This window comes from Pseudomonas sp. 8O (assembly GCF_902506495.1).
GTDB lineage: Bacteria > Pseudomonadota > Gammaproteobacteria > Pseudomonadales > Pseudomonadaceae > Aquipseudomonas > Aquipseudomonas chaetocerotis.
Genome location: NZ_LR733265.1, coordinates 518,038 through 533,065 on the forward strand (window position 1 = coordinate 518,038; position 15,028 = coordinate 533,065).

Sequence of the window (15,028 nt, forward strand, 5' to 3'; positions counted from 1 at the left end):
CGGTCTCAGGCACCGAGCAGGCTCTGCCCGCACACGCGCAGTACCTGCGCGCTCACCGCGCCCGAGCCCGGCTGGGCGAACCAGGCCACGGCTTCGGCGACGTCCTGCGGCAGGCCGCCCTGGCTCATGGAGTTCATGCGCCGGCCGGCTTCGCGGATACCCAGCGGAATGGCGGCGGTCATCTGGGTTTCGATGAAACCGGGGGCCACCGCGTTGATGCTGATGCCTTTCTTCGCCAGGGCCGGTGCCCAGGCCTGAGCCAGGCCGATCACGCCAGCCTTGCTCACCGCGTAGTTGGTCTGGCCCATGTTGCCGGCGATGCCGCTGATCGAGGCAATCAGCACCACGCGGCCGTTGTCATGCAGTTTGTCGGCGTCCAGCAGCGCCTGGGTCAGCACCTGCGGCGCCTTGAGGTTGACGTCGATTACCGAGTTCCAGAACGCGTCGCTCATCTTCGCCAGGGTCTTGTCGCGGGTGATGCCGGCGTTGTGCACGACGATGTCGAGGCCGTCGGGCAACGCCTCTACCAGGCGCTGCGGCGCATCGTCGGCGCAGATATCCAGAGTCACCGCGCCCCCGCCCAGGCGTGCCGCCAGCGCCTGCAGCGCATCGGCAGCCTGTGGCACATCGAGCAGCACGACCTCGGCGCCGTCACGGGCGAGCACTTCTGCGATGGCGGCACCGATGCCGCGTGAGGCGCCAGTGACCAGCGCCTTCTTGCCAGCCAATGGGCGTGTCCAGTCCTTGACCTGTTCGCCGCAGGCGCCGAGATGCAGCACCTGACCGGAGACGTAGGCACTCTTGGGCGAGAGGAAGAAGCGCAGCGCGCCTTCCAGTTGCTGCTCGCCACCCTTGCCGATATAGAGCAATTGCACGTTGCCACCGCGACGGATTTCCTTGCCCAGCGAGCGGGTAAAACCTTCCAGTGAACGCTGCACGCTGGCGGCGACCGGGTCTTTGAGTGATTCGGGTGCACGCCCCAGCACCACCACTCGAGGGCTATTGGCCAACCCCTTGAAGGTGGGCTGGAAGAAGTCGCGCAGCTCGATCAGTTGCTCGAAACGGGTCAGGTGGCTGGCGTCGAATACCAGTGCCTTGAGTTTGGGGCCGTGCTCGGCGGTCCAGCGGGGCAGATCGAGCTGGCCGTCGCGAGCTGAGAACAATTGATCGGTGAGCTTGTTGGCGAAGGGCACCACGGCCTGGAGCAGTTCGCCTTCACCACCGAGCAGCAGGGCGCCGTCCACCGGTCGCACGCGGCCAGCCATCCAGCGTTCCAGGCGCACAGGCGCCGGCAGGCCGAGGGCGCCAACCAGGCGGCGGCCGGTGGAGGAGTTGGCGAAAGCGAGGTAACGATCGGACATGAAGGGCTCCTGCGGGCGAATCGAAAGTCGTGTCACTGTACGCGGCAGTTGGCAAAGCGCAATTGACTCTGTTGCCTCACATGCCGGCAAGGCGGCCAATGTTCGCACCTGTTTGAGGTTTAGCCTGTGCAGACACAAGGCTACAGTGTCAGAACCTATTCACGATCTGCTGCGCGTCGGCCCTACTGCGTTAAAAACAGCCTCGGCAAGCCGCTTGCGGCTAACGCGCTTAAGCGCGGCCCGGAGGGCGAGCAAAGCGAGTACTGCTCATTTACAGCTCGTAAAGTCGAGCGCGACTCCGAGCGCTCCTCGCCTGTTTTGACCAGCCGGAGGCTGTTACTGACGTAGCGCCTTGTATGGCTCTAGCTCGCGAGATCGTGAACAGATTCTACGTCTCATGTTTCTGGGAACTGGCGGACGGGCAATAGTTCGCCACAGGTTTCTTCGATTTCTCGACCAGCAAGGAGTCCCCATGACCCAGTTGCGCCGGGTCGCCATCGTAGGCGGCAACCGTATCCCGTTCGCCCGTTCCAACACCGTCTACGCCAGGGCAAGCAATCAGGAGATGCTGACCAGCGCCCTCGAAGGGCTGGTGGAGCGCTTCAATCTGCATGGTGAGCGCCTCGGCGAGGTAGTGGCCGGTGCCGTACTCAAGCACTCGCGGGACTTCAACCTGACCCGTGAGTGCGTGTTGGGCTCGCGCCTGGCGCCGGAGACCCCGGCCTACGACCTGCAGCAGGCCTGCGGTACTGGTCTGGAAGCAGCGATTCTGGTGGCCAACAAGATCGCCCTCGGGCAGATCGACTGCGGCATCGCCGGCGGCGTTGACACCACCTCCGACGCACCCATCGGCGTCAACGAGGGGCTGCGGCAGATTCTGCTGGAGGCCAACCGCGGCAAGAGCACCGGTGACAAGATCAAGAGTCTGCTGAAGATTCGCCCGCGCCACTTGGCACCGCACATTCCGCGCAACGGCGAGCCGCGTACCGGATTGTCGATGGGCGAGCACTGCGAGTTGATGGCGCAGCGCTGGGCCATCCCGCGTGACGAGCAGGATCAGCTGGCACTGGCCAGTCACCAGAAGCTCGCGGCGTCCTACGCCGAAGGTTGGCACGATGACCTGATGACGCCGTTTCTCGGCCTGACCCGCGACCAGAACCTGCGCCCGGACATCAGCGCGGAGAAGCTTGCGACCCTCAAGCCCTGCTTCGAACGTGGTCCGCGTGGCACGCTGACCCCGGCCAACTCCACGCCGCTGACCGATGGCGCCTCGCTGGTGCTGCTGGCCAGCGAGGAATGGGCCAAGGCCCGTGGTCTGCCGGTGCTGGCCTATCTGCGCGATGGCGAGGCGGCGGCAGTGGATTTCGTCCAGGGCAAAGAGGGCCTGCTGATGGCGCCGGTGTACGCGGTACCGCGTCTGCTGGCGCGCAATGGCCTGACCCTGCAGGATTTTGACTACTACGAGATCCACGAGGCCTTCGCCGCCCAGGTGCTGTGTACGCTCAAGGCCTGGGAGGATGCCGAGTACTGCAAGGAGCGCCTGGGCCTGGACGCCGCGCTGGGCTCCATCGACCGCAGCAAGATGAACGTCAAGGGCAGCTCGCTGGCTGCCGGCCACCCATTCGCAGCCACTGGCGGACGCATTGTCGCCAACCTGGCCAAGCTGCTGGCGGTGGCCGGCGAGGGGCGCGGCCTGATTTCCATCTGCGCGGCCGGTGGTCAGGGTGTGACCGCAATCCTCGAGCGGTAATCCAATACGGGTGGTCGCAAGTCATCGCGATCATTCGATGTAAGCAACTCCGTGATTCGAGCGGCCCGTGTGATGCGTGGCCGCTCTTTTTTTGCGCGCCGCCTGGCTGTGGGAGGGGCTTCAGCCGCGACAAGCGCTCGCAGCGTGCTGTTTCGGTGAACGCTGCGGTGGCCTGTCGCGCGGCAAATCACCACAGCGCCAGTTGGGCCTTTAGCGGCTAGTCTTTTAGTGCGCATTGATCCAGATCAATACGCCTTTTCGCGCTTTACTCAGCAGCTTCTCGGCTGCATACCACTTCCATAAGAACAATTTCAGCTCGTTTGACTCCAAGACCTGGAGTCTATGGATCGGCTTTGCGTGCTGGGGCCGAAATAACCCTGAATGAGGATGTGACATGTTCGGCCTAGAGGCGCTTGATCTCGCCCGAATCCAGTTTGCCTTCACCATTTCCTTCCACATCGTCTTTCCGGCCATCACCATCGGTCTGGCCAGCTACCTGGCGGTGCTCGAAGGTCTGTGGTTGAAGACCGGCAATACGCTGTACCGCGACCTTTACCACTTCTGGTCGAAGATCTTCGCGGTCAACTTCGGCATGGGCGTGGTCTCCGGCCTGGTCATGGCCTATCAGTTCGGCACCAACTGGAGCGCCTTCTCCGACTTTGCCGGGGCGGTCACCGGGCCGCTGCTGACCTACGAGGTGCTCACCGCGTTCTTCCTCGAAGCGGGCTTCCTCGGCGTCATGTTGTTCGGCTGGAATCGCGTCGGGCCGGGCCTGCACTTCTTCTCCACGGTGATGGTGGCCATCGGCACGCTGATCTCGACCTTCTGGATCCTCGCTTCCAACAGCTGGATGCATACGCCGCAGGGCTTCGAGATCATCGACGGACGGGTAATTCCGGTGGATTGGTTCGCCGTGGTGTTCAACCCGTCGTTCCCCTATCGCCTGGCGCACATGGCCACGGCGGCGTTCCTCGCCACCGCTTTCTTCGTCGGTGCTTCGGCGGCCTGGCACCTGCTGCGCGGGCGTGACAACCCGGCAATCCGCAAGATGCTGTCGATGGCGCTGTGGATGGCCCTGCTGGTGGCGCCGGTGCAGGCCTTCATCGGCGACCTGCACGGCCTCAATACGCTCAAGTACCAGCCGGCGAAGATCGCTGCCATCGAAGGCCACTGGGAAAATGTCGGCGACGAGCCGACGCCGCTGATTCTGTTCGGCTGGCCGGACATGGAGCGCGAGGAAACCCGCTTCAAGGTGGAGATCCCCGCGCTAGGCAGCCTGATCCTCACTCATAGCCTGGACAAGCAGGTGCCCGCGCTGAAGGACTTCCCGCCGGAGGACCGGGCCAATTCCACTATCGTCTTCTGGACCTTCCGCATCATGGTCGCCATGGGCCTGATGATGATCTTCGTCGGACTCTGGGGTACCTGGTTGCGTCGGGGCGAGCGGCTGTATACCTGCCGTCCGTTCCTGCACCTGGCCGTGTGGATGGGCCCGAGCGGGATCATCGCCATCCTCGCGGGCTGGTACACCACAGAGATCGGCCGCCAGCCGTGGATCGTCCATGGTCTGATGCGTACCGCCGATGCTTCGTCCGGGCATAGCGCGACGCAGCTGGGTTTCACCCTGGTGCTGTTCGTGGTGGTCTATTTCGTGCTGTTCGGTGCGGGTATCGGCTACATGCTGCGCCTGGTGCGCAAGGGGCCGAAGATCGACGAGGGCAAGGAAACGTCCGAGGGTGGGCCCGGCCAGCCGCGTACGCCAGCGCGTCCGCTGTCTGCTGCCGAAGAAGGCCTGGAAGATGGCGAAACCGACACCTTGCCGGAGAGGAGCTGAACATGGGTATCGACCTTCCGCTGATCTGGGCGGTGATCATCGCCTTCGGTGTGATGATGTATGTGGTGATGGACGGCTTCGATCTGGGCATCGGCATCCTCTTTCCCTTCGTTCGTGACGAGGGCGAGCGCGATGTGATGATGAACACCGTCGCGCCGGTCTGGGACGGCAACGAGACCTGGCTGGTACTCGGTGGTGCGGCCTTGTTCGGCGCCTTCCCGCTGGCCTACTCGGTGGTGCTGGATGCGTTGTATCTGCCGCTGATCCTGATGTTGCTGGGGCTGATCTTCCGTGGTGTGGCCTTCGAGTTTCGCTTCAAGGCCAAGGCCGCCAAGCGCCATCTGTGGGACAAGGCCTTCATTGGCGGCTCGCTGACTGCCACCTTCTTTCAGGGCGTGGCACTGGGTGCCTATATCGATGGTTTCGAGGTGGTCAATCGCAGCTTCGCCGGCGGTGCGTTCGACTGGCTGACGCCATTCTCGGTGTTCTGCGGCCTGGCGCTGATCGCCGCCTACGCGTTGCTCGGTTGCACCTGGCTGATCATGAAGACCGAAGGTCGCCTGCAACAGCAGATGCATGATCTGGGGCGTCCGCTGGTATTCGTGGTACTGGGAGTGACCGGCATCGTCAGCCTGTGGACGCCATTTGCCCACCCGGATATTGCCGAGCGCTGGTTCAGCCTGCCCAACCTGTTCTGGTTCATGCCGGTACCGGTGCTGGTGCTGCTGTGCACCTGGGCGCTGCTGCGGGCCGTGGTCAGCAACGCCAACTACTCGCCGTTCCTGCTCACCCTGGCGCTGATCTTCCTTGGCTACAGCGGTCTGGGCATCAGCCTGTGGCCGAACGTGATCCCGCCGTCGATCAGTATCTGGGAAGCCGCCGCACCGCCGCAGAGCCAGGGCTTCATGCTGGTGGGCGCGTTGTTCATCATCCCCTTCATCCTCATGTACACCGCCTGGAGCTATTACGTGTTTCGCGGCAAGGTGACGGTGGATGATGGCTACCACTGAGAACCTGTCCAAAGCCTGCTGCGCGTCGGCCCTGCGGCGTTAAAAGCAGGCTCGGCCTGCTCATGTACCACTTGTACAGTCGAACGCGACTCCGACCGGTCCTCGCCTGCTTTGACCAGCCGGAGGCTGTTACTAACGTTGCGCCTTGCATGGCTCTAGCTCGCGAGGCTTTGAATCAGGTTCTTAGGAGACGGTCATGACCGAAACCGAAGAGAAGAAACCGCTGTGGCAGCGTCTGGGTTGGCTGGTGCTGATCTGGGCCTGCAGCGTCACCGCCCTGGGTATCGTGGCCTGGCTGTTGCGCCAGTTCATGAGCGCGGCGGGGTTGGGGACGCCGGGCTGAGCCCGGCGATCCAGCCAACTTCCATTCGGCCGATTGGGTCGAGTGGATATATTTGAAAATCATTTGCGTTTGTAATATTTTCTCGGGCTTTCCCGGCACCGAGAACTCTGCGTGTCCCTGCCTGTCGATCCACTGCCTCCTGAAGAACTGTTCCGGCGCCATTCCTCGGAGCTGCTGCGCTTCTTCACCCGGCAGACACGCTGCAGCGAGCTCGCCGCCGACCTGCGCCAGGAAACCTGGCTGCGCTTGCAAGGGCGCCGGACCGAGGAGATCGGCAACGTGCGCGCCTTTCTCTACCGCATCGCTCGCAACCTGCTCATCGACCATCATCGCCAGCAGCAGGTTCGTCCGCAGTCGGCACCGCTCGACGATGCGCTGGAAAGCGAACTCCCCGAACCCGAACGCGCCATCGAGGACAGCCGCCGTCTGGCTCGCCTGCAGATCCTGATGCATGAGTTGCCCGAACACCTGCGCCAGGCGCTGTTGTGGAATCGCCTGGACGGGCTGACTCAGCGTGAGATCGGCGAGCGTCTGGGCGTCTCGGAAAGCATGGCCGGACGTTATATCCTCAAGGCCCTCGAATATTGCCAGGAACGCATGGATGACCGCTGAGGCAGATTTGCGCAGCCAGGCCCGGGAGTGGCTGGTGCTGCTGAATTCCGGGCGAGCCAGTGCCGCCGATCGCGCGGCGGTCGAGCGCTGGCGCCAGGCCAGTGCCGAGCACGCCAGTGCTCTGGCCGAGGCGGAGCGTCTGTGGGCGCTGCTCGGCCAGGTCGAGCGGCCGGCTGCCGTGGTGCAGGCCATGCCCAGGCGTAGGCGGCACTGGCCGCTGCCACTGGCCAGCGCGGCCTGCCTGCTGCTGGCGCTGTGGCTGGCGCCGCCAGGCTGGCATGCCGATGTACGTACTCAGGCCGGAGAAATCCGCGAGGTGACGCTGGAGGATGGCTCGCGGTTGCAGCTCAATGGCACCACCGCTCTTGACTGGAACGCCGATGCAGACGGTCAGCGCCGAGTGCGTCTGTATCGCGGTCAGGTCGATTTTCAGGTAGCGGCCGATACCAACCACCCCTTCGTGATCGAGGCCGGTGAGGCGCGCATTCGCGTCACCGGTACTCGGTTCGACGTCAACCTGCTGGGGGATCAGGTCTTGCTGGCGGTCAGCGAAGGGCATGTGCAGGTTAGTGACAGCGAGGGTACCGAGCGAGCCGTGCAGGCTGGTGAGCAGATCGCCTGGCGTGGTGGTCGTCTGCAATCACTGCAGCCACTGGATGCCGCGCGGGCTTTGGCCTGGCAACGGGGGCGGCTGGTATTCCGTGATCGCCCGTTGCCCGAAGTGTTCGAGGAGCTGCAGCGCCAGCAGGCACAGCAGGTGCTGTTTCTCGATGCAGCGGCGCGTGAGCTGAAGGTCACCGGCGTATTCGCTCTGGATGATCCACAGGCCTTACTGCGCGCCATCGAGACCGCTCTGCCGGTCAAGCTGACCCACTTGCCGGGCGTGCTGCTGGTGTCGTCCGACGGCTGATCTTCCAATCTGACAACTGCCGGACGTGCACCACGCCCCGGATTGCATCCGGGCTAAGACTGGGTGCGGCAAATATTTTTTCGAGAATATTTGCAGCGCCGGTTCAGGAATGCGAATTACCTTCGTCTTCTGTTTCTGCAAATGCGACTTTTTCGCATGAATGGCCAGCAGAACACAGGATATCCGTATGCGTTCGATTCCCTTCTTCCCGACGTTGATCGCGCTTTCCCTCGGCCTCGCTGCAGCGCAGGTGCAGGCCGTCGAGCTCGACATCCCGGCCCAGCCTCTGGATTCGGCGCTCACCGATTTCGCCGAGCAGGCCGGCATCCGCCTGCTCTACGATGCCAGCCTGACTCGCGGGATCAGTGGTCGCCAGGCACTCAAGGGGGATTATTCCGTCGGCGAAGGGCTGCAGCAGTTGCTGCAGGGCAGCGGCCTGACCTTCAGTATCGGCGCCGACGGCACCGTCACGCTGATCCCGCGTCCTGATAACAGCGATGTGCTGGAGCTGGGTGCTACCACCGTCAGCGCTCAGCTCGATGGTCGCCGCGACCTGCCGGCCAGCTATGCCGGCGGTCAGGTGGCGCGCGGCGCGAACATCGGCCTGCTGGGCAACCAGGACATGCAGGACGTGCCCTTCGCCTTTTCCAGCTACACCTCCGAGCTGATCGAAACGCGTCAGGCGCAGACCCTGGCCGACGTGCTGGCCAGCGATCCGGGTGTGCGCCAGTCCTACGGCTTCGGTAACTTCTCGCAGGTCTTCGTCGTTCGCGGCTTCCAGTTGTACAGCGACGACATCGCCTTCAACGGTCTGTACGGGATATTGCCGCGGCAGATCATTTCCACCGAGTCGGTCGAGCGCGTCGAGGTATTCAAGGGCGCCAACGCCTTCATCAATGGCGTGGCGCCTGGCGGCAGCGGCGTCGGCGGGGCGATCAACGTGGTCTCCAAACGCGCCGAGGACACCCCGACCCGCAGCTTCACCCTGGACTACGCCAACGACAGTCGCGTGGGCGGGCATCTCGATCTGGGGCGTCGCTTCGGCGAGGACAACCGCTTCGGTGTGCGGGTCAACCTGGCGCAGCGTGAGGGCGAGACGGGCATCGACGACGAGCATTCGCGCTTCAGCCTGGCCACCGTTGCCCTGGACTACCGTGGTGAGCGCCTGCGCCTGGCAGCCGATCTTGGCTACCAGAAGCAGCGCGTCAACGAGGGGCGTTCAGTTGTCTACCTGACCACGACGGGGGTCACCTCAACCTTGAATGGCAAGGTGCCTTCGGCGCCTGACTCTACGCATAACTATGCCCAGCCCTGGAGTTGGTCGCAGTTGGAAGACAGCTATGGCATGTTCAGCGCCGAGTATGATCTGTCGCCGTCCTGGACCGCCTACCTCATTGGCGGCGGCAAGTACACGCGGGAAAACGGTGTGTACGCCTCCAACTACGTCTATGGCGCCGATGGCGCGGCCCGCATCGGCCGCCTGTATTCGCCGCTCGATCAGGAAACCCTGAGCCTGGCCACGGGGCTGCGCGGAGACTTGCAGACCGGCCCGGTCAGCCACAAGGTCAATCTGGCGGCCAACGGCATCTGGCAGGAAAAGCGTAACGCCTTCGAGTCCACCGCCGCTGGTAGCCGTGGCAATGGCAACTTGTACGAAGCGCTGCCGATTGCAGAGCCGCCCGCCACCAGCGTCTCCGGCGATCTGCATGACCCGGATACCACCGCCAAGGTGCAGAACAAAAGCCTGGCCGTCTCCGACACCCTGGGTTTTGTCGATGATCGTGTGCTGCTGACGCTTGGCCTGCGCCGGCAGACCATTGGCGCCGACGCCTGGAGCGCGGCCAGTGGCGCCCGTACCTCCAACTACCAGGACAGCATCACCACGCCCGCCTATGGCCTGGTGATCAAACCCACCGAATACCTCTCGCTCTATGCCAACCGTGTGGAGTCGCTGCAGCAGGGGCCGACCGCGCCCAATGCTGCGAACAATCGCGGGACGATGTTCGCGCCATATCGCTCCAAGCAGACCGAGGTGGGGGTGAAGCTCGACTGGGGGCGCTTCGGGGGCAACCTGAGTGTCTTCCGTATCGAGCAGCCGCAAGGTGTGCTCGACGGCAGTGGCAACTACGGCGTGGATGCCGAGCAGCGTAACCGCGGTGTCGAGCTGAGCCTGTTCGGCGAGCCGCTCAGCGGGTTACGCCTGTTGGGCGGGGCGACCTGGACCGAAGCCGAGCTGCGCGGCACGGTCGGTGGTGCCAACGATGGCAACCAGGCCGTCGGGGTGCCCGAATTCCAGTTCAATGTCGGCGCCGACTGGGATGTGCCGGGCGTGCCGGGGCTGAGCCTCAATGGCCTGCTGTTGCGCACCGGTGGTCAGTATGTCGATACCGCCAATGACTACAGCATCCCGGCCTGGACCCGCGTCGATCTGGGCGCGCGCTACAAGACTCGTCTGGACCAGCGCGCCGTGACCTTCAACGCGATAGTGGAGAACGTCGCCGACGAGAACTACTGGGCCTCGGCCAATGGTGGCTACCTGACCCAGGGCGCGCCGCGTACCTTCAAGGTCTCGGCCACGGTCGATTTCTGATCGGGGGCTGGGCGGCGTCTGGCTTTTGCTTGCCGGTCGGCGGTTGATCCCGGCGCGTGCTTGTTCCCATACTGGCCTCCTTTCTTCGCCAGCCACGGAGGCCCGATGTTCGCCCTCAGCGATACCCTGCAACGCCGCTTCGCCGGGCTGAAAAGCAGCGCGGATTTCTGGTCGCTGCGCCATGTGCGCGAGAGCCGGGAGTCCTATTGGGTGCGGCGGCGTGTGGCGCAGGCGCCGTCCTTCGTCGACGATGTCGGCGCCATGCTCACCGTGCGTATCGCCGGTGTCGAAGCCTATGCGGCTACCAGCGATCTCAGCCAGGCCGGCTTGCAGGCTGCGCTGGAGCGCGCCGAGCAGATGGCACGCACGTTGGCCGGGCACAACCTGCTCGACCTCGCCAGCCTGCCGTACCCCGCCGAGCAAAGCGACGATGTGATGCCAGGCTACGAGCAGCTGCTTGCGGGCGCCGCCCACTGGTTCGAGTTGCTGATGGCGGAGTCGGCGCGGATTCCACTGGATACGCGCCTGGTCGACAGTCACGTTGGTCTGACCTTCACCTGCCATGAGCAGATCTACCTCAACAGCGCGGGTGCCTGCCTGCGCCGTGCACAGCGCTACGTCTTTCCGCAGGTGGGCGTCACCGCCAGCGACGAGTATGACAGCCAGAGCCGCAGTTTCGGCGGCACTCATCTGGCGCGGCAGGGCGGTGCCGAGGTGCTGCAGCAGTTGGGCGTGATCGGCAGCGCCGAGCGCATTGCCGACGAGGCATTGCAACTGCTGCTGGCGCCCAACACCCCGAACGGTTCGCGTGACCTGCTGCTGATGCCGGACCAGATGATCCTGCAGATCCACGAGTCCATCGGCCATCCACTGGAGCTGGACCGCATCCTCGGTGACGAACGCAACTTCGCCGGCACCAGTTTCATTCGCCAGGAAGATTTCGGTCATTACCCATATGGCTCGTCGCTGCTCAACGTGACCTTCGATCCGGGCGTGCCAGGCGAGCTGGCCAGCTACAGCCATGATGACGACGGCACTCCGGCGCAGCGCCATTACCTGATCCGCGATGGCATCCTCCAGCGCCCGCTCGGCGGTGCGCTGTCGCAGTGGCGCAGTGGCCTGCCGGGTGTGGCCAACAGCCGTGCGTGCAACTGGAACCGGCCGCCCATCGACCGCATGGCCAATCTCAATCTGGAGCCGGGTGACAAGACCCAGGCTGAGCTGATCGGCGGTATCGAGCGCGGCATCCTGATGAGCAACAACCGCTCCTGGTCGATTGACGATGCGCGCAACAAATTCCAGTTCGGCTGCGAATGGGGCCAGTTGATCGAAAACGGCGAACTCAAGGGCGTGGTGAAGAACCCCAATTACCGCGGCATCAGTTCGAGGTTCTGGCGCAACCTGCGCGCGGTAGGCGACGCCAGCACCTTCGAGGTGATGGGCACGCCCTATTGCGGCAAGGGCGAACCCAACCAGGTGATCCGTGTCGGGCATGCCTCGCCGGCCTGCGTCTTCGCCGATATCGACGTTTTCGGAGGGGCTGCCTGATGGATGCACGTCAGCATTTCAGTGCGTTGCTGGAGCACCTGCAGGAGCAGGTCGTGGGCGAGGAGGGTTTTACCCTGGCCTACGGCGCCGAGGTGTCCAGCTTCATCCGTTTCAACCAGGGTCAGGTGCGTCAGGCCGGGCAGGTGCAGCAGGTGTACGTCACCCTGTCGCTGTACCAGGGGCAGCGCCATGCCGAAAGCAAACTGGCGCTCAGTGGCGTGCTCGACGAGGATTTGCAGCGCCTGCAGCAGATAGTGCAGCGCCTGCGTGGCGTGCTACCAACCTTGAGTGACGACCCTTATCTGCGCTTGAATCGTGAGGCCTGGCGCAGCGAGTCGGTGGGCGAGGCGGGGCGGCTGGATGGCGCGGCCATGGCGCAGCAGATCGTCGCGGCGGCGGCTGGCCTGGATCTGGTCGGCTTTCTGGCCGTCGGGCCGCAGTACCAGGGCTTCGCCAGTTCCTGGGGCGCGTTCGGCTGGTACGCCGCGAGCAGTTTCAACTTGGAGTTCAGCCTCTTTCACGGCAACGGCCAGGCAGTGAAAAGCGCTTATGCCGGCGAGCAGTGGGACGCCCAGGCGTTCGCTCACAAGCTGGGGCGTGCACGGCAACAGCTGGAGTTTCTCGGTCGACCGGCCAAGGTGCTGCAGCCAGGGGCCTATCGCGCCTATCTGGCGCCGGCTGCGCTGGAAGAGTTGGTCAGCCTGTGCTGCTGGGGCTTCGGCGCCCAGGCGCTGGCGTCAGGTGGCAGCCCGTTGCAGCGTCTGTTCAACGGTAAGGCCGAGCTCAGCCCGTTGCTGACGATGGACGAACGCATCGAGGGTGGCTTGGCGCCGGCTTTCACGTCCGAAGGGCCACGCCAGCCGCTGCGCCTGATCAGCCAGGGGCGACCTGGCGAACGCCTGATCAGCTCGCGCAGTGCCGCCGAGTACGGGTTGATCGCAAATGGTGCGTGCAGTGGCGAATATCCGCTGTCCTTGCACATGCGAGGCGGTGAGTTGGACGAGCACGACGTGCTGCAACGGCTCGGCACCGGGCTGTATATCGGCAACCTGTGGTACGGCAATTTCTCCGACCTGCCCGCCGCGCGCCTGACCGGCATGACCCGCTTCGCCACCTTCTGGGTCGAGGATGGGCAGATCCAGGCGCCGGTGGACACCATGCGTTTCGATGACTCGCTGTTCGACTTCCTCGGCCCGCAACTGGAGGCGTTGACCCGCGAACCTGAGCTGCTGCTGCCAGGCGGCACTTACGGCGCCAGGCAGACGGGCTCGATGGCCTTGCCGGGCGCGTTGTTGTCGCGCTTTACCCTGACGTTATGACGATCACTCGAGCATCTGGGCGCGCAGCACGCGCTCCTCTCGCATGATGTGGATGATGAAAACTGTTGTGTCTGTATAGCGGTAGAAAATTCGGCAGGGTGGGACGACGATTTCGCGGTACACCGAGTGTGGAAGCTCATCAGGAACGCGGCCCGAGAGGGGGAAATCCACTAACCGTGAGACTGTTTCAACGACTCTTCTGACTAGTGCTCGCGCGGCATCCGGTTTGTCGAGGGAGATGTAGTGCGCGAGATCGTCGAGCTGCTCGAGGGCGGTGTTCGTCCAGACTATTTCAGCCATTTGCTCAGCCTTTCCCTGGCCTGCTCATGGTTCAGGGTGTTGCCCTCGATAACGGCACGTTCACCGCGAGCCAGGGCATCCAGAAGGGCGAGACGCTTCTGCATGAACTGGTAGTCATCGACATCCACCAGATAAGCCGAGGGCACTCCATGCTCGGTGATCAGTACGGGCTCTTTGGACTCGTGAAGGTCGGCCAGAATCTTGGTGGCTTGTCGCTTCAGGTTGGTTACCAGCTCGACTTTCATGGACGGTGCCCGCTGCGCAGATGAAAGTGCCACTTTAGTGATACTTTTCGGCCGTTACAATCAACGGGTCACTTTCTCGCCTTGAGCACCACGAATTTTGGATTGGCCGCCACCTGCTCGACGCCACGGAACAGGCGCGCCAGCTTGGCGTGGTAGCCCAGGTGGCGGTTGCCGACGATCCACAGTTCACCACCGGTGACCAGCGCCGCGCGGGCTTGCTGGAACATGCGCCAGGCAAGGAAGTCGCCGACCACCTGCTGCTGGTGGAAGGGCGGGTTGCACAGCACCATATCCAGCGAGTCGGCGGGCTGTTCGGCCAGACCGTCGCCAGCGCGTATGGTCACTGGTCGCTCACCGAGTGCCGCGCGCCAGTTTTCCTGTGCCGATTGCACGGCCATATAGGACTCGTCCACCAGCGTCAGCTCCGCCTGCGGGCTACCCAGGGCGTAGGCGATGCCGAGCACGCCGTTGCCACAACCGAGATCGGCGACGCGCACGCGCCCGAGGTGGCGCGGCAGATGCGGAAGAAAGGCGCGGGTGCCGATATCCAGGCCGTCGCGACAGAACACGTTCGCGTGGTTGACCAGCTCCAGCGTCGGTTTATCCAGGAGGTAGTGGGTCGGGTAGGGCGAGTGCGGCATTGCCTTGGCTTCAGGCGTGGCGACCAGCAGGCGGGCTTTTTTAACCGCCAGCGAAGCCTGCACGGGGCCGATGTATTGCTCCAGCAGATCACCGGCGGCTCGTGGCAGGTGCTTGATCATCGCCCCTGCGACCACGCGTGCGCCCGGCGCCAACTGGCCGTGCAGGCGAATCAGTTGCTCTTCCAGCAGCGCCAGGGTCTTGGGCACGCGAATCAGCACCCAGTCGAATGGCCCTTGCGGAGTTTCGCAGCTCGGCAGAAAGGTCACCGTCTCGCCACCCAGGCCGTTACTGGCGAGATTCTTCTGCAGGGCGAGAAAGCCCAGGTGCGAATCGCCGCTGCTGGTCACCTGGCAGTGCCCGGCCAGCGAGCAGGTGAGGGCGCCGAAGCTGTCGTTGAGCACCAGCACGCGGCTGCCTGCCTCGATGCCTTGCTCATGAAGATGACCCAGCAGGTATTCGTCGGCGGCATCGAAGGCTTGTAGCGGCTCGTTCGCCTGGTGCGGCTGACGCTGCAGTTCGAGGCTGGCGAAGGGAGTTTCGAGAGTAGGCATGCAAACCTTCGGT

At 64.0% G+C, this 15,028-nt stretch carries 13 protein-coding genes; 9 read left to right on the forward strand and 4 right to left on the reverse strand.

The window, feature by feature from the left end; all coding sequences use genetic code 11:
• Positions 1-5: 5 nt before the first annotated feature.
• Positions 6-1,361, reverse strand: coding sequence for a 3-oxoacyl-ACP reductase (locus GV002_RS15900; RefSeq protein WP_160019325.1), 1,356 nt, complete (start codon positions 1,359-1,361; stop codon positions 6-8).
• Between the two features lie 472 nt (positions 1,362-1,833).
• Here GV002_RS15900 and GV002_RS15905 point away from each other — a divergent pair, with 472 nt between their 5' ends.
• From GV002_RS15905 to GV002_RS15945, 9 genes are all read left to right on the forward strand, one after another.
• Positions 1,834-3,111, forward strand: a complete 1,278-nt coding sequence (locus GV002_RS15905; protein ID WP_160019326.1) for an acetyl-CoA C-acetyltransferase — start codon at positions 1,834-1,836, stop codon at positions 3,109-3,111.
• Between the two features lie 394 nt (positions 3,112-3,505).
• A complete protein-coding gene (locus GV002_RS15910; protein WP_160019327.1) occupies positions 3,506-4,945 on the forward strand; it encodes a cytochrome ubiquinol oxidase subunit I in 1,440 nt (479 codons plus the stop codon).
• A gap of 2 nt (positions 4,946-4,947) precedes the next feature.
• A complete protein-coding gene (gene cydB, locus GV002_RS15915; RefSeq protein WP_160019328.1) occupies positions 4,948-5,955 on the forward strand; it encodes a cytochrome d ubiquinol oxidase subunit II in 1,008 nt (335 codons plus the stop codon).
• Positions 5,956-6,151: 196 nt separating this feature from the next.
• Positions 6,152-6,298: a DUF2474 domain-containing protein gene (locus GV002_RS15920; RefSeq protein WP_004425073.1), complete on the forward strand. Its 147-nt coding sequence runs from the start codon at positions 6,152-6,154 to the stop codon at positions 6,296-6,298.
• A gap of 111 nt (positions 6,299-6,409) precedes the next feature.
• Entirely contained in the window at positions 6,410-6,910 is a 501-nt protein-coding gene (locus tag GV002_RS15925; RefSeq protein ID WP_074936200.1) for an RNA polymerase sigma factor, read from the forward strand.
• Positions 6,900-7,820 (forward strand): FecR family protein, encoded by a 921-nt coding sequence (locus GV002_RS15930; RefSeq protein WP_160019329.1) that lies wholly within the window; start codon positions 6,900-6,902, stop codon positions 7,818-7,820. Before GV002_RS15925 ends, GV002_RS15930 begins: the two co-directional genes overlap by 11 nt.
• 187 nt (positions 7,821-8,007) lie before the next feature.
• Positions 8,008-10,410 carry a TonB-dependent receptor gene (locus GV002_RS15935; RefSeq protein WP_160019330.1) on the forward strand — a complete coding sequence of 801 codons (2,403 nt, stop codon included), beginning with the start codon at positions 8,008-8,010 and terminating at the stop codon, positions 10,408-10,410.
• Between the two features lie 105 nt (positions 10,411-10,515).
• Complete coding sequence (locus tag GV002_RS15940; protein WP_160019331.1) at positions 10,516-11,958, forward strand: TldD/PmbA family protein; 1,443 nt, start codon at positions 10,516-10,518, stop codon at positions 11,956-11,958.
• The gene (locus GV002_RS15945; protein WP_160019332.1) at positions 11,958-13,277 is read left to right on the forward strand and encodes a TldD/PmbA family protein; all 1,320 of its coding nucleotides are present in this window, start codon (positions 11,958-11,960) and stop codon (positions 13,275-13,277) included. Before GV002_RS15940 ends, GV002_RS15945 begins: the two co-directional genes overlap by 1 nt.
• A gap of 3 nt (positions 13,278-13,280) precedes the next feature.
• Here the strand turns inward: GV002_RS15945 and GV002_RS15950 are convergent, their stop codons facing one another.
• The 3 genes from GV002_RS15950 to GV002_RS15960 all read right to left on the reverse strand — a co-directional run bounded on the left by GV002_RS15950 (position 13,281) and on the right by GV002_RS15960 (position 15,015).
• Positions 13,281-13,577 carry a type II toxin-antitoxin system RelE/ParE family toxin gene (locus GV002_RS15950; protein WP_160019333.1) on the reverse strand — a complete coding sequence of 99 codons (297 nt, stop codon included), beginning with the start codon at positions 13,575-13,577 and terminating at the stop codon, positions 13,281-13,283.
• The gene (locus GV002_RS15955; RefSeq protein WP_160019334.1) at positions 13,565-13,822 is read right to left on the reverse strand and encodes a type II toxin-antitoxin system Phd/YefM family antitoxin; all 258 of its coding nucleotides are present in this window, start codon (positions 13,820-13,822) and stop codon (positions 13,565-13,567) included. The genes GV002_RS15950 and GV002_RS15955 overlap by 13 nt, the downstream gene beginning before the upstream one ends.
• Before the next feature lie 68 nt (positions 13,823-13,890).
• Positions 13,891-15,015, reverse strand: coding sequence for a methyltransferase (locus GV002_RS15960; protein ID WP_160019335.1), 1,125 nt, complete (start codon positions 15,013-15,015; stop codon positions 13,891-13,893).
• Positions 15,016-15,028 lie beyond the last annotated feature (13 nt).

Coding starts and splice junctions, on each gene's coding strand:
- GV002_RS15900 (WP_160019325.1), bottom strand. CDS start 1,361: ATGTCCGATCGTTACCTCGCTTTCGCCAACTCCTCCACCGGCCGCCGC.
- GV002_RS15905 (WP_160019326.1), top strand. CDS start 1,834: ATGACCCAGTTGCGCCGGGTCGCCATCGTAGGCGGCAACCGTATCCCG.
- GV002_RS15910 (WP_160019327.1), top strand. CDS start 3,506: ATGTTCGGCCTAGAGGCGCTTGATCTCGCCCGAATCCAGTTTGCCTTC.
- cydB (WP_160019328.1), top strand. CDS start 4,948: ATGGGTATCGACCTTCCGCTGATCTGGGCGGTGATCATCGCCTTCGGT.
- GV002_RS15920 (WP_004425073.1), top strand. CDS start 6,152: ATGACCGAAACCGAAGAGAAGAAACCGCTGTGGCAGCGTCTGGGTTGG.
- GV002_RS15930 (WP_160019329.1), top strand. CDS start 6,900: ATGACCGCTGAGGCAGATTTGCGCAGCCAGGCCCGGGAGTGGCTGGTG.
- GV002_RS15935 (WP_160019330.1), top strand. CDS start 8,008: ATGCGTTCGATTCCCTTCTTCCCGACGTTGATCGCGCTTTCCCTCGGC.
- GV002_RS15940 (WP_160019331.1), top strand. CDS start 10,516: ATGTTCGCCCTCAGCGATACCCTGCAACGCCGCTTCGCCGGGCTGAAA.
- GV002_RS15945 (WP_160019332.1), top strand. CDS start 11,958: ATGGATGCACGTCAGCATTTCAGTGCGTTGCTGGAGCACCTGCAGGAG.
- GV002_RS15950 (WP_160019333.1), bottom strand. CDS start 13,577: ATGGCTGAAATAGTCTGGACGAACACCGCCCTCGAGCAGCTCGACGAT.
- GV002_RS15955 (WP_160019334.1), bottom strand. CDS start 13,822: ATGAAAGTCGAGCTGGTAACCAACCTGAAGCGACAAGCCACCAAGATT.
- GV002_RS15960 (WP_160019335.1), bottom strand. CDS start 15,015: ATGCCTACTCTCGAAACTCCCTTCGCCAGCCTCGAACTGCAGCGTCAG.